Source organism: Streptomyces sp. NPDC057307 (assembly GCF_042667665.1).
Taxonomy (GTDB): Bacteria; Actinomycetota; Actinomycetes; order Streptomycetales; family Streptomycetaceae; genus Streptomyces.
Genome location: NZ_JBHUZM010000184.1, coordinates 1 through 13,035 on the forward strand (window position 1 = coordinate 1; position 13,035 = coordinate 13,035).

Annotated in this window: 11 protein-coding genes; 4 read left to right on the forward strand and 7 right to left on the reverse strand. The window is 72.6% G+C overall.

Translation table 11 applies throughout. The annotated features are described in order from the left end of the window. The first annotated feature begins 34 nt into the window (after positions 1-34). Complete coding sequence (locus ACFUN8_RS34280; protein ID WP_383646487.1) at positions 35-367, forward strand: MerR family transcriptional regulator; 333 nt, start codon at positions 35-37, stop codon at positions 365-367. Here ACFUN8_RS34280 and ACFUN8_RS34285 read toward each other — a convergent pair. From ACFUN8_RS34285 to ACFUN8_RS34300, 4 genes are all read right to left on the reverse strand, one after another. Continuing rightward, the gene (locus tag ACFUN8_RS34285) at positions 364-2,625 is read right to left on the reverse strand and encodes a SpoIIE family protein phosphatase (RefSeq protein ID WP_383646490.1); all 2,262 of its coding nucleotides are present in this window, start codon (positions 2,623-2,625) and stop codon (positions 364-366) included. The two genes, ACFUN8_RS34280 and ACFUN8_RS34285, sit on opposite strands and share 4 nt — an antisense overlap. A 191-nt stretch (positions 2,626-2,816) precedes the next feature. After that, positions 2,817-3,920, reverse strand: coding sequence for a glycoside hydrolase family 43 protein (locus ACFUN8_RS34290; RefSeq protein WP_383646493.1), 1,104 nt, complete (start codon positions 3,918-3,920; stop codon positions 2,817-2,819). A gap of 101 nt (positions 3,921-4,021) precedes the next feature. After that, positions 4,022-4,684 (reverse strand): GDSL-type esterase/lipase family protein, encoded by a 663-nt coding sequence (locus ACFUN8_RS34295; RefSeq protein WP_383646495.1) that lies wholly within the window; start codon positions 4,682-4,684, stop codon positions 4,022-4,024. Between the two features lie 58 nt (positions 4,685-4,742). Then, on the reverse strand, positions 4,743-6,368 hold the full coding sequence (locus ACFUN8_RS34300) for an FAD-dependent monooxygenase (protein WP_383646498.1): 1,626 nt from the start codon (positions 6,366-6,368) through the stop codon (positions 4,743-4,745). A gap of 174 nt (positions 6,369-6,542) precedes the next feature. Between ACFUN8_RS34300 and ACFUN8_RS34305 the strand changes: the two genes are divergently transcribed. Continuing rightward, positions 6,543-9,860 carry a BTAD domain-containing putative transcriptional regulator gene (locus ACFUN8_RS34305; RefSeq protein ID WP_383646501.1) on the forward strand — a complete coding sequence of 1,106 codons (3,318 nt, stop codon included), beginning with the start codon at positions 6,543-6,545 and terminating at the stop codon, positions 9,858-9,860. 7 nt (positions 9,861-9,867) lie between these two features. On the opposite strand, the gene ACFUN8_RS34310 is transcribed toward ACFUN8_RS34305, so the two are convergent. Then, complete coding sequence (locus tag ACFUN8_RS34310; RefSeq protein WP_383646503.1) at positions 9,868-10,374, reverse strand: GNAT family N-acetyltransferase; 507 nt, start codon at positions 10,372-10,374, stop codon at positions 9,868-9,870. 155 nt (positions 10,375-10,529) lie between these two features. On the opposite strand from ACFUN8_RS34310, the gene ACFUN8_RS34315 reads away from it, so the two are divergent. Next, positions 10,530-11,120: a TetR/AcrR family transcriptional regulator gene (locus ACFUN8_RS34315; RefSeq protein ID WP_383646506.1), complete on the forward strand. Its 591-nt coding sequence runs from the start codon at positions 10,530-10,532 to the stop codon at positions 11,118-11,120. Between the two features lie 62 nt (positions 11,121-11,182). Here ACFUN8_RS34315 and ACFUN8_RS34320 read toward each other — a convergent pair whose 3' ends face one another. Together ACFUN8_RS34320 and ACFUN8_RS34325 are read right to left on the reverse strand one after the other, a co-directional pair. Next, positions 11,183-11,539 (reverse strand): VOC family protein, encoded by a 357-nt coding sequence (locus ACFUN8_RS34320; RefSeq protein WP_383646509.1) that lies wholly within the window; start codon positions 11,537-11,539, stop codon positions 11,183-11,185. A gap of 66 nt (positions 11,540-11,605) precedes the next feature. Continuing rightward, positions 11,606-12,361 carry a 4'-phosphopantetheinyl transferase family protein gene (locus ACFUN8_RS34325; protein WP_383646512.1) on the reverse strand — a complete coding sequence of 252 codons (756 nt, stop codon included), beginning with the start codon at positions 12,359-12,361 and terminating at the stop codon, positions 11,606-11,608. A gap of 101 nt (positions 12,362-12,462) precedes the next feature. Here ACFUN8_RS34325 and ACFUN8_RS34330 point away from each other — a divergent pair, with 101 nt between their 5' ends. Continuing rightward, entirely contained in the window at positions 12,463-12,897 is a 435-nt protein-coding gene (locus ACFUN8_RS34330) for a VOC family protein (protein WP_383646515.1), read from the forward strand. Positions 12,898-13,035: the final 138 nt, after the last annotated feature.

Sequence of the window (13,035 nt, forward strand, 5' to 3'; positions counted from 1 at the left end):
GGGCCCCTCGACGCGCCCAGGAAAAAGAGGTGCTATGCCCCCTGAGAACCCCCGCCCCACCGACAACCTCGATGACGACGACTACCCGGCCTACACCATGGGCCGCGCCGCCGACCTGCTCGGCACCACCCCCGCCTTCCTCCGCGCCCTCGGCGAGAACCGGCTCATCACCCCGCTGCGCTCGGACGGCGGCCACCGCCGCTACTCCCGCTACCAGTTGCGTATCGCCGCCCGCGCCCGCGAACTCGTCGACAGCGGCACCCAGATCGAAGCCGCCTGTCGCATCATCATCCTCGAGGACCAGCTCGAAGAGGCCCTGCGCATCAACGAACAGCAGCGCAAGCACGTCAGTAGCGATCCCGGCTAGGACTCCTCGGCCGTCGTCGTCCAGGGCTGCTCCGCCCAGATGGTCTTGCCCGCGGAGGATCGGCGGGTGCCCCACTTGTGGGTGATCTGGGAGACGATGAAGAGGCCGCGGCCGCCTTCGTCGGTCACTCTGGCGTGCCGGAGGTCGGGGGTCACGGGGCTGGAGTCGGCGACCTCGACGGTCAGGGACTGGTCGAGGATGAGGCGCAGCGTGATGGGCGGTGTGCCGTAGCGCACGGCGTTGGTGACCAGTTCGCTCACCAGCAGGCCCGCGGAGTCGACGCTGTCCTCGGAGACGGGGTGGGCGAGCCCGGTCAGCCAGCGCCGGGTCAGTCGGCGGGCCTCGGAGGCGGCCCGGTCCTCCGCGGGAAGATCCCACACCGCGGTGGTGTCGGGCGACAGTTGGTGGGTGCGGGCCAGCAGCGCGGTGCCCGTGTGGCGGGGGCTGACCGCCAGGCGGGTGAACAGACCGTCCGCCAGGTCCTGGGCCGAGTCGTACACGGCGAGGAGCCGGTTGACGACCTCCGTACTGAGCACCTCGTCCAGCTCGTCACCGGCGAGGATGAGGGTGGACCCGCTCTCCAGGGTCCGGCCGGCCATCGCGAACGGCGAGGTGTCGGGTGCGCCCAGGCGGGGGCCGACGGGGGCGTCGATCCGGTCCATCCGGCCGTCCGGGCCGATCACCCGCGGCCCGCGCTGTCCGGCACACGCGACGAGGCAGGTCTTTGTCACCGGGTCGTAGAGGGCGAAGGTGCAACTGGCGGTCAGGGCGGGGGCGTTGGGGTTCGTGCCGGTCCGGTCCTCCGACAGTCTGGTCACGACGTCGCCGAGCCGCGCGAGCAGTTCGTCCGGCTGGAGTTCGAGGTCAGCCAGGGCACGCAGCGCGGTGCGCAGATGTCCCATGGTGGCGAGGGCGTGGGGTCCGGCGCCGTCGACCTCGCCCACGGCCAGGGCGCACCGGGCCCCTGACAGCGGGGTGACATCGAACCAGGTGCGGCTCTCCGAGCTGGGTGAGAGCGCGACGTACGCGGTGTCGATGCCCAGTTGTGGGCTGGGCCGCTTGGGCAGGAGCTTGCGGTGCACCGTGGAGGCCAGGGCGCGGTCGTGGGCGGCGCGCCGGGCGTTGTCCAGACAGAGAGCCGCGTGCGTGGTGGCGTCCTCCACGGCCCGCAGGTCGGCCTTGGCGAAGTGTTCGGAGTCACCGCACCGTACGAGGCGCAGCAGTCCCAGCACCCGGCCCCGGACGGTCAGCGGGGCCACGATCATGGTGTGGGCGCGCGCCTGGCGAAGCGCCGTGGCCCTCGACGGGGAGTCGGTGAGGCCGCCGCCGTCGGCGTCCGTCTGTACGAGCACCGGTCGTTGTTCGCGCAGCGCCCTGTTGAACGCGGGTTCCTCGCCGACCGGGCTGACCTCGCCGATGCCGTCGTCGGGGTCGGCCGGCCCGCTCGTACGGAACGCCGCACGCCGTAGCAGCAGCTTCTCGGTGTCCACGGGCCTCAGTGGCGGGTAGTCGCCGCCGGCGACCTGCTCGGTGAGGGCGACGAGAGCGATGTCGGCGAAGCCCGGTACCAGCGCGTCGGCGAGGTCCTGGCAGTTCTCCATCACCTGGAGGGAGCGGCCGACGCCTTCGCGGACGCGCGCGACTGCGGCGGCCCGCTCGCGGCCGCGTTCCCGGCGGGAGACGTCCAGGAGGGTCAGCGCCAGTCCGATCGGCTCCCCCTGCGGCCGGCACAGACGGAAGCCGGAGACGGAGTAGTACTGCCGCCGGCGGGGTCCGACCGTGGTGAAGGCCGTGACCAGCCGCGAGAACTCCGGTGTCCCGTTCTCCAGCACCTCGCGGGCGGCCGCGAGGTCCCGTTCCGGGTGCTCCAGGGCGTACGCCTCGTCCAGGCGCTTGCCGAGGAGTTCGTCGGGCGAGCGGCCGTACATCGCCCTGGCCGCCGCACTGACCCGTACCAGCCGCATCTCCCGGTCGAGGACGATCAGGCCCAGCTGCGATTCGGCGAACAGCGCGCGTACCAGCGCGCCCTCCATGTCGGGCTCCGCGCCGTCGGCGTCGTACGCGTAGACCTCCCACCCCTCTGCGCCCGGCCGGGGCACCACGCGCAGCGAGACACCGGATCCGGCGACCGCCTCCGCGGCCCCACGGCCCAGCACGCCGTCCGCCGGACGGCCGAACAGACGGGCGGCGCCATCGCTCCATGACATCACCCGTCCGGCCTCGTCCACGGTGAACAGCGGCTCCCGCGTCCGTCCCATCGATGCCTGCCGATCTCGCGTCCGACCGTGTCCGGCTTCCACGCCGGGGCTTGTCCGTCGCTTCACATCATCGCCGCGAACGGGTCGTCCGTCCTGTTCGGCGGCCCGCGGTCCGCCGACCGGCTCAGCGGCCCCGACCGGTGGACCGGCCGGTGCTCACCCGGTGCTCGGTCGGCTGTCGGTCGGTGTGCTCACTCGAAGAACTTGAGGCTGTGGCCGACGGTGCTGGTCGGGCCGGGGACGTTCGCCCTCCGGTATGTGGTGTTGCCCCACCAGACGGCGGTGCCCGTGTACCAGTAGCGGTTGGACCACGAGTACGGCGTGCCCTTGGCGACCGCGTGGAACATGGTCGGGAACCGGTTGCCGGACGGCGGGCCGGCGGCGACGTCGCCGCGTGGCAGGACGAACGTGTGGTGGCCGGGCCCGTCGACATTGAGCGTCGGGTCCCAGCCCGCCATCATGGTCGCGGCGTGCGAGCCGAACAGACAGCCGTTGCTCTTGTACCAGTCCCATACGTACGTCGGGTCGCCACCGGCCCTCAGCCGCAGGTCGGCGATGCAGTACTGGTCGCTCCAACTGCCGTTCGCGGAGTACACGATGTGCAACTGTCCGCTGGGGTCGACGATCGGCTGGGGTGCCTCGTTGATGTACGGGTTGCCCACGACCCGCTCCCACGGCTCGCGCGGCTGCGAGACCACGTAACGGCCGCCGGTGGTCGTGGTGGGGCTGCTCATCCGGGCGATGTAGAGGTTCTGCTCGACGTTGGTGTCACCGGCCCAGCCGGACCACACGAACCAGCGCTGGCCGCCGAAGGTGAACGGCACCCCGTCGATGGCCCACTTGTCGTCCGGCAGGGCGACCTTGGTGGCGGCGGAGTAGCCCGTGTCCGGGCTGGCCGAGCTGATGTGGTACGTCCGGTGGGCCGCACCGGTGCCGGCGGCGAAGTAGATGCGGTACTGGCCGTCGTGGTGCACGATCTCCGGCGCCCAGACCTCGCCGAGGTTGCCGGTGTCCCGCCACACCTGGTGCTTGGGCGCGGTGGCGACGTCCTCCAGAGTGGACGCCGACCGCACCGCGATGCCGCCGTCCACGGACTTGGCGGAGACATAGAGATCGCCGACCTTGATGACGCTCGGGTCGGCGCCGCCGACGAGGGGGCGGCCGCGCGTGGACGACCGGTCGTCCGTCACCGCGGTGGCGGCTTCCGCGGGTCCGGCGGTGGTCACCTGCCCGAAGGCGAGTGTGCCGACGAGTCCGAGGGAAACCAGGCCGGCGAGCCATCGCGCAGGGGACATCGGTTTCCTCCTGGTCATGTCCACGACAGAGAGCGCTCTCAATAGTCGCCACGCGGTGAGTGGCCGTCAATAGACGGGTGACCCTGGGCCCTTCGTCGGGGTCACCCGACCAGACGCAGCCACGCCGCCGCGAGTGCGGCGTGGCCGGCCGGTGTCGGGTGGACGCCGTCCGCGGCCCAGTACTCCGGCCCGGTCGTCGCGGCGAGTTCGGCGAACATGCCGTCGGCGGCGAGCAGATACGCGCCGTACTTGCGGGCGAGTTCGCGTACGGCCTGGATCTTCGGGTCCAGATCGGTCCGCCACGCCCGCCGGACCTCTTCGTCGAGGATGGTGTCGCCGACCTCGACACTGCCGCGAATCGGCAGGAGGAACGGCTCGACGAGGATCAGATCGGTGCCCGCCTCGGCGAGGGGCGCGAGCAGACGGTCGTAACCCGCCGCGTACTCCTCCGTGGGGATCACGTGGCCGTCCGGGTCGTACGTGTGCCAGCCGACGTCATTCATGCCGACGAGGATCGACACCACCTCCGGTCGGGCGTCGAGCACGTCCTTCTGCCAACGGGCTTCCAGGTCGAGCACCTTGTCCGCCGCGTTCCCGGAGTTCAGCCAGGTCACGGCGCGGTCCGGGTGCCGGAGTCCCCACTCGCCCGCGACGCGCAGCGGGTAGCCGAACCCCAGACCCTCCTCGCTCTCCAGCCGTTGGCCGTCGGTGATCGAATCGCCGGTGAACATCACGGTGCTGCCCGGTCGAAGGGTGATTGTCATGTGCGCTCCTGCGAATCGGTTGAGGGTTGAGGGTTGAGGGTCTGAACTGTCGTATCGGTTAGGTACGTTGGCCTTCGAGCGGCCGGTGGTCCCGCTCCGGACCGCCGAACCACTGGCCGGTGGCCCGTCCGAACGCCTCCCGATCGGGGACGCGATCACCTGCCCAGACGACCGTGCCGTCGGGCCGGACAAGTACGGCACCCAGCCCGAGGTCGTTTCTCGCCCGACCGGCCACATACCGCACGCGGCTCTCCCAGCCCGTCGCCGGACCACGCAGGGATCGGTCGACGCTGAAATCGAGCGCGACACCCCGTCCGTCGCGCATCAGCTCGCCGAGACGAGTGCCGTCCTCCAGACGGAAGTCCGGCGCGTCGCGGCCGACGAGCGGGTGTTCGCCGCCGAGGTCGTAACGGTTCGAGGAGCCCGAAGTCCTCTTGTACACGTACGTCGTTCCGTCAGACGTCCCGAGCACGTCGCGTACGAGTGACTGGAGCGCCCGGGCCTGCGGGCCGGGCTTCATGACCGCCGACTGGGCTCGTGTCCAGTCGAGTGTCCGCGCACCGATCGGACGGCGCTCGCGGGTGTACGTGTCGAGAAGCCCGTCAGGGGCGTGCCCGTGCACGGTCGCCGCGAGTTTCCACCCCAGGTTGACGGCGTCGCCGATACCGGTGTTGAGTCCCTGCGCGCCGAGAGGGGAGTGGATGTGCGCGGCATCGCCCGCGAGCAGAACGCGTCCCTGCCGGTAGGTCGTCGTCTGCTTCGCCCGGTCGGTGAAGGTCGAGACGAGCTGGATGCCGGTCAGCGTCACATCGGTGCCGGACACGTGGCGCAGTACCGTCTGGAGATGGTCGCGAGTCGGCTGCCGCGACCGGTCGAACGCGCCGCCGTCGAAATCCATCATGCCGATATGACCCGGCGTGGGCATCCGGAGGTACATGCCCGTCGGCGTCAGATTGAAGCCCGGGTTCAGTTTCTCGGGGTCGGCGACGGTGGCGAGCATGATGTAGCCGGTGAACTGCGGCTCGGTGCCGACGAAGTCGAAGCCCGTGAGCCCGCGCACCGTACTGCGGCCGCCGTCGCAGCCGACGAGCCAGCGCGCCGCGTACTCGTGCTCGCCGGCTCGCGCGACCACGCTCTCACCGTCCTGTGCGACGGCCGAGACCGTGACGCCGCGTCTGATGTCGACGCCGAGCTTGGCCGCCCGCTCGGACAGCACCGTCTCGATCGCTTCGAGGTTCGTCAGCACGCTCTCCGTCGCCGGGCCGGGAAGCCGGAACGGCAGGGCGGCGACATCGATCCTGGCCGCGTCGAGGATCATGCCGGCGAAGTGGCTCACGCTGCGAGGCGGCGCCGGGGCATCGTCCGTGTCGAAGTTCGCATCGGTGTGCGCGCCGACGTGCGGGCCGGGGTTCGTGTCGGGGTTCGCGCTGCCGTTCGCGCCGGAGTTCGCGCCCGGATCGTCGTCGGCGCCCGACGCCGTCAGCAGTTCGCGCAGCATCCCGCGGCGGTGGAACGCCTCGGCCGACGCGGCGGACAGGCCCCGCATCCCGAGCGGGTCCGCCTTCCACGGTGAGCCGAGTTCCGGCTCCCGTTCGAGCACCAGGACGGAGCAGCCCGCGAGGCCGAGCTCGCAGGCGAGGAAAAGGCCGACCGGGCCGGCGCCCACAATCAGTACGTCATGCACGAGAACTTCCCTTCCGTAAATCTGTTCTCCGAAGCACCCGAAGACTGACGCGGGCCGCTCACACGGGGCACACACGGAGCTGACATGGGGGCGCACACGGCTCGGCACTCCCGTCAGCGACGCGTGTCGGCGCCCCGATTTGGGACTCGGGGGCACGCGCGCGAAGATCGTGGGATGGACGGGACCGGGGATACGCGGCTTCGCATCACGCTGCTCGGCGCCTTCCAGGCGTCTCGTGGTGAGGCGGCCCTGTCCGTTCCGGGTGCCCGGTCGCAGGGTCTGGTCGTACGGCTGGCGCTCGCCGGCGGGCGCCAGGTCGAGCGGGACGTCCTGGTCGACGCGATCTGGGCCGAGAACCCGCCGGCCGGCCCCGCCCACGCCCTGCAGGCGCTCGTCTCGCGGCTGCGCCGGACCCTCGGTTCGGCCAACGACATCGTGCAGGTCGCGGGTGGTTACCGGCTGGCCGTGGACGCCGCCGACGTGGACGCGCTGCGGTTCGAGCAGCTCGCCGCCACCGGCCGCGACCGCCTGCGCGCCGGCGACCCGGGCGGCGCGGCGGCCGTGCTCGGCGAGGCCGTGGCGCTGTGGGGCGACCCGGTCGGCGCCGAGCCCGCGGTCGTCGCCGCGGTGGCGCCCGCCGCCGCGACCCGGCTGGCCCACACCTCGGTCGAGGCCGTCGCCGACCTCGCCGAGGCCGAGCTGGCGCTGGGCCGTGCGGGCGCTGCCGCCGCCCGCCTGACCGCCCTGCTCGCCGAGCACCCCGTCCACGAGCGCGCCGCCGCGCTGCTCATGGACGCGCTCGCCGCCCAGGGGCGCCAGGCCGACGCCCTCGCCCTCTACGAGCGGGTCCGCGAAGCCCTGGCCGACGCCCTCGGCGCCGATCCGGGTGCCGCCCTGCGCGAGCGCCACCTGGGCCTGCTGCGTGCCGAGCGGCCCTCCCCCGCCGCCGGCGCGGACGGCGCGCGGACCGGGCCGAGCAACCTGCCCGCGCCGCTGACCAGCTTCATCGGCCGCGACGACGACCTCGCCCGGATCGACACGCTGCTCGCCGCCGGACGCCTGGTCACCGTGCTCGGTCCCGGCGGCGCCGGCAAGACGCGGCTCGCCGTCGAGGCCGCCCGCCGCCACCGGCACGAGTACCGCGACGGCGCCTGGATGATCGACCTGGCCTCGGTCACCGAGCCGGCCGAGGTCGGCGCGGCGCTGCTGGCCGCGATCGGGCTGCGCGGCTCGGCGCTGTTCGACGCCCCGGCCGGGCCGCGCGGCGGCCCGGCCGACGAACTGGACGTGCTGGCCGACCAGTTGGGCGGCCGGGAGAGCCTGCTCGTGGTGGACAACTGCGAGCACCTGATCGACGCCGTGGCGCACCTGGTGTCGGCGCTGCTGGCCCGCTGCGCCGGGCTGCGGGTGCTGGCCACCAGCCGGGAGCCGCTGGCGGTCGACGGGGAGGCGCTGGTCCCGCTCGGTCCGCTCCCCCTGCCGGAGCCGGACGCGAATGTCGAGCGGGCCCGCCGTACGGCGTCGGTGCGCCTGTTCGCCGAGCGGGCGGCGGCCGTACGGCCCGGATTCGACGTCGACGGGCAGAATCTCGGCGAGGTGCTGCGCGTCGTCCGCGACCTGGACGGCATGCCGCTCGCGCTCGAACTGGCCGCCGCCCGGCTGCGTACGCTCTCGCTGACCGACCTGGCCGCCGGGCTGTCCGACCGGTTCCGGCTGCTCGACACCGGCAGCCGGACGGCCTTCCCACGGCACCGCACGCTGCGGGGGGTCATCGCCTGGAGCTGGGACCTGCTCGACACGGACGCGCGTACGGTCGCGGAGCGGATCTCGGTCCTGCCCGGCGGTGTCACCCCCGCGTCGGCCACGGCGGTCTGCGCCGGCACCGAGGTGCCGGCCGGTGAGATCCGGGAGCTGCTGGCGGGGCTGGTCGACCGGTCGTTGCTGCAGCTCCTGCCGGACACCGGCCGGTACCGGATGCTGGAGACGATCCGGGAGTACGGCCTGGAGGGGCTGGCCGAGCACGGCGCGCCGACCGGCGTACGAAACCTGGCCGCCCGTCACTTCGCCGAGTTGGTCTCCCGCCACGGTCCGCTGCTGCGCGGCCCCGAACAGCTCGGCGCACTCCATGTGTTGCGCGCCGAGTACGACAACGTGCTCGCCGCCCTGCGCCACCTCTGCGACACCGGGGACGCCGACGGGGCGCTCGGGCTCGCGGTGAACCTGGCCTGGTACTGGCAGATGCTCGGCCTGCACTCGGACGCGACGCACTGGCTCGGCGAGGTGGTCGCGCTGCCGGGCGGACAGCGGGGTGTGGAGCGCGACCTCGCCCGGGGAATGCTGCTGCTCAGCACCGCCGCCACCCAGAACGCGCCGGTTGCCGAGTCGGTCGACGAGCGGCGTGAGGAGGCGCGGGCGCTCACCGGCCGGCTGCTGAGCCATCAGGCGCCGGCGAGCTTCGACGGCGCGCTGACCACGCTCAGGCTGGCCTCCCTGGAGAAGACCGAGACGTCGGCGGCGTTCGTCGGGCGGCTGGTCGACGGCCCGGACGTGTGGCTGGCCGGGCTGGCGCACCTGCTCCGGGCCGAGTTCGCCGAGAACGAGGGCCACCTCGACAAGGGCCGGGACGACGTGACCGCCGCCCTGGACTGCTTCGCGCGGGCGGGCGACCGCTGGGGCCTGGCCACGGCGCTGCCGCTGCGGGCGCTGCTGCGGCAGTACGACGGCGACATCGACGGCGCGCTGGCCGACCTGAACGAGGCCAAGCGGCTGGCCCGCGAGTTCGGGTCGCTCAGCCTCGGCGACGAGATCTTCATCGACCTGCGTCTGATCGATCTGCGGGTACGGCTCGGCGAGACCGCGCGGGCGGCCACGATGATCGCCGCGACCCGGGAGCGGGCGCTGCGCTCGTCGTCGCCCGAGATGGCGATTCTGCTCGACGCGCGGGAGGCCGGCCTGCGGGTACGGATCGGTGACCTGGACCGGGCGCGCGAGCTGCTCGGGTCGGCCGAGGCCGGGCTGTCCGAGCGGTTCCCGTACGGCGGCGACCACGGGCAGGCGCTGGTCGCCACGGTGCGGGCGGAGCTGTGTCTGGCGCTCGGCGACGGGCCGGGCGCCGAGGAGGCGTTGGGCCGGGCGTACGCGGCGGCGGTCGACAGCAACGACATGCCGATCGTGGCGACGGTGGCGGTGACCGTGGCCGACCTCGCCGCGCGGTACGGGCGGTTCCGTGACGTGGCCGTCATGCTCGGGGCGGCGGCACGTCTGCGGGGCGCCCACGACCGTACCGACCCTCAGGTCAGCGCGTTGAGCGGCCGCGGCCGGGCCGCGCTCGGCGACGAGCGTTTCGCCGAGGCGTACGAGATCGGCCGGCGGCTGGCCGCGCCGGCGGCGCTGACCCGGGCCGATCCGGCCCGGCTGCACGGCGCGGCGCCGCCCGCGCCGGACGGCGCCGCACCTCCCGAACGGGGCGGCGCTCAGGCGCGGGGGGCATGATCCCGCGTCACGGCAGCAACGAGCGTGTAAGCCAGACCACTTCACCGCTGTCGTCCGTGGACACGTGATCCCGCTCGAACCCGAGCTTCTCAAGGACACGCAACGACGGTGTGTTCCACGCGCCCACGGTCGACCAGAGCCGTTCCCGCCCGGTCGCGACAGCGGCGTCGAGCACCGCGCCGGCCGCCTCGGTGGCGTAGCCACGCCCGTGCGCGCGCTGGAACAACTCGTATGCGATCTCGGGCTCCTCCAGGGTGGAGCGGCCGATGATCAACCCGCAGTAGCCGATGAAGTCTCCTTCCTCACGGCGCTGGACGGGCAGTAGGGCGATTCCCGTCTCCGCCGTCGCGGCGAGCAGCTTCCCGATGGACGTCCGGGCGTACTCGACCGTGGGCCTGCCGTTGCCGCGTTCGGAGAGGAGGGCGCTGAACTCGGCGGCGTCCGACTCGGCCCACGGCCGCAGTGTCAGCCGCCGGGTCTCAAGGTGGTACGACATCGTCTCGTACGTAGGCATACCTCTACTCTGCCGCACGGGTCGTCACGAACCGCGCAGGGAGTATCAGCCGTGTGGGGGACGCCCGGGGCCTCTGATGTGGGTCTCGCCCGTCCCACACCGGCGAAGTACCGTGTGCGCATGGCTTCAACAGGCCGAAGACGGGGGGCGCAACGATGACGAACGGGGTTCGCGCGCAGCAACGGGAGCAGACGCGGCACACGTTGCTGCGGGAGAGCCGGCGGCTCTTCTCGAAGCTGGGTTACGCCTCGGTGGGTCTGTCGGAGATCGTCGGGGCCGCCGGAGTGACCAAAGGCGCGTTGTACCACCACTTCCCCAGCAAGGCCGAACTGTTCCGGGCCGTACTGGAGCAGGTGCAGCAGGAGGTCGCCGCGCTCGTCGCGGCGGAGGCGGATGTCCAGGTGGACGCCTGGGACCAGTTCACCTACGGCTGCCAGGCGTTCCTCAGCGCGTCCACCGACCCCGCGATCCAGCGCATCATGCTCGTCGACGGGCCGGCGGTGCTCGGGTGGCGGGACTGGCGAGCGATGAACGAGGCCACCTCCGGCCGGCATCTGGCGCAGGCTCTCACCGTTCTGATCCACCAGGGCACCATCCCGGCGCAGCCGGTCACGCCGCTCGCCCATCTGCTGTCGGGGGCCATGAACGAGGCGGCGTTGTGGCTGGCGACGTCGGAGGACTCCGCCGATCTCGACGATGCCCGGCAGGCGTTGGCGCGGATGCTGAAGGCGCTGCGGGCCAACTGATCGCTGGCCGGTCGGGCAGCCGTACGAGGTTGGGGGCCGGGCACGGCGCGACGTCCCCTCGGTCAGGCCGGGGCCGGTGCGACGACGTCGATCCGGACCCCGTTGGGGTCGGTGATGACGAGGTGTCTCCGGTCCGGGCGCGCTGTCGCCCCGAGTGCGGCGATCCGGTCCCACTCGTCCGACGTGTCGTCCACCGCGAGGGTGAGCCGCACCGCGCGGGCCGGCCGGAGCAGCGCCTCCGGCAGTGCCGGGTGGGAGTGGTCGAGCAGGGCCAGCTCGTGCTGTCGCCCGCCGGGGCGGCTGAGACCGGCGTACCACTGGGTCGTGAACGTGGCGGTGAAGCCGAACAGTCTGTGGTAGAAGCCGCGGGACTCCCCCAGCCGCGAGGTGCAGATCACCGGGCAGAAGCTGGTCAGCATAGGGCGCCATCTCCACTCACGTACCAACGGTATGCGAATCGAACCTAATTGCATACCGTTGGCATGTCAACTTGGGCCCCTCTCCTCCAACGAGCCGACGGGGCCCAGGACATGGCCGTACGCCGACCAGTTCAACTCCTCAAGGCCGGTGGGCGTCCGCACCCACCGCGGGACGGCCAGCGCCGCGGCGTGCGTGGGGTCCTTGGGGCCGTAGGACAGGTTGACGACGCGCAGGCCGGCGGGCCGCTTCTCCTCCTCCGCTCCCAGGTAGTCGCGGTCCAGCCCCCGGCCGAGCCCGGTCCCCAGGGCCTTGAGGTACGCCTCCTTGCGCGTCCACAACCGGCAGAATTCCAGGGGGAGTTCGGTCCGGGAGACTCGGAGCAGTTCCGCACGTTCGCGCGGATGCAGCCGCGCCAGGCACAGTTCGACCGTCCGACGGCCGGGCAGCCGCTCCACGTCGACCCCGACGAGCACGTCGGCGACCCCGACGAGCGTGCCGCCGGCGCAGTGGGAGAGGGAGAAGTGCAGGCCGCCAGGGCCGTCGAGAAGAACCGGCCGGCCGTTGGGCCCGCCGCAGTGCGCGCACCGGTCACGGCCGAACCGAAGGTCGCGGGGGTGGACACCCAGCCGGTCGGCCAGCAGCAGCCGCAGCCCCACGTGCGCCGCGAGATACCTCAGCCGGTCGCGCCGGTGGGTGAAGGACACCGCCCTGGCCCGCTCCCGCGCGTCGAGCAGCGAGAGCGAGAGGTCCTCCCGCCACGGGGGCTCCTGCCGCAGCGCCCATACGCGGACCTCGCCCGCCGGACGCATCGCCGATGCCATGTCGACCTGCCTTCGATCCGGCGGACGTGACGTGGGGGCGGACACCTCGTTGAGACAGGACGACCGCGACGACCGTGCACTCGCCCCAGAACGGTGCTGTGATGACGCCCTCCGCCCTGACCGGCTTCTATCCCGTGCTCTGCACCGAGCGGCTCAGTGAGTCGGTGGCGTTCTACCGCACGCTGTTCGGATTCGAGACGACCTACACGAGCGACTGGTACGTCAGCTTGCGGCTGCCCGAGCCGCCGCACTACGAGCTGGCTCTCGTCGCCGCCGGGCACGAGACCGTGCCGACGGCCTACCGGCGGCCGGCCCAGGGGCTGCTCCTCAACTTCGAGGTGGCCGACGTCGACGCCGAGTACGCGCGGCTGGTGACGGGCGCCGGCCTGAGGGTCGAACTCCCCCTGCGCAGCGAGGCGTTCGGCCAGCGGCACTTCATCGTCGCCGCCCCCGACGGCGTACTGATCGACATCATCACGCCCGTCGCTCCCACGGAGGCGTACGCGGACGCCTACCAGGATCCCTCGGGCACCTAAGCTCTGTCCCGGTCCTGTCCTGGTCCTTCCGGAGTGTGCGGCCCGCGTCGCGTGACGGCGGGCGCCCGCCCGCCGGACCACACGCGGGGGGGGGCCCCACCCCGAGGAGGGAGGGCCAGGGGCCGACACCGAACCCGA

Excerpts from the sequence above, each read along its gene's own strand:
- ACFUN8_RS34280 (WP_383646487.1), top strand. The coding sequence starts at position 35 with ATGCCCCCTGAGAACCCCCGCCCCACCGACAACCTCGATGACGACGAC.
- ACFUN8_RS34285 (WP_383646490.1), bottom strand. The coding sequence starts at position 2,625 with ATGGGACGGACGCGGGAGCCGCTGTTCACCGTGGACGAGGCCGGACGG.
- ACFUN8_RS34290 (WP_383646493.1), bottom strand. The coding sequence starts at position 3,920 with ATGTCCCCTGCGCGATGGCTCGCCGGCCTGGTTTCCCTCGGACTCGTC.
- ACFUN8_RS34295 (WP_383646495.1), bottom strand. The coding sequence starts at position 4,684 with ATGACAATCACCCTTCGACCGGGCAGCACCGTGATGTTCACCGGCGAT.
- ACFUN8_RS34305 (WP_383646501.1), top strand. The coding sequence starts at position 6,543 with ATGGACGGGACCGGGGATACGCGGCTTCGCATCACGCTGCTCGGCGCC.
- ACFUN8_RS34310 (WP_383646503.1), bottom strand. The coding sequence starts at position 10,374 with ATGCCTACGTACGAGACGATGTCGTACCACCTTGAGACCCGGCGGCTG.
- ACFUN8_RS34315 (WP_383646506.1), top strand. The coding sequence starts at position 10,530 with ATGACGAACGGGGTTCGCGCGCAGCAACGGGAGCAGACGCGGCACACG.
- ACFUN8_RS34320 (WP_383646509.1), bottom strand. The coding sequence starts at position 11,539 with ATGCTGACCAGCTTCTGCCCGGTGATCTGCACCTCGCGGCTGGGGGAG.
- ACFUN8_RS34325 (WP_383646512.1), bottom strand. The coding sequence starts at position 12,361 with ATGGCATCGGCGATGCGTCCGGCGGGCGAGGTCCGCGTATGGGCGCTG.
- ACFUN8_RS34330 (WP_383646515.1), top strand. The coding sequence starts at position 12,463 with ATGACGCCCTCCGCCCTGACCGGCTTCTATCCCGTGCTCTGCACCGAG.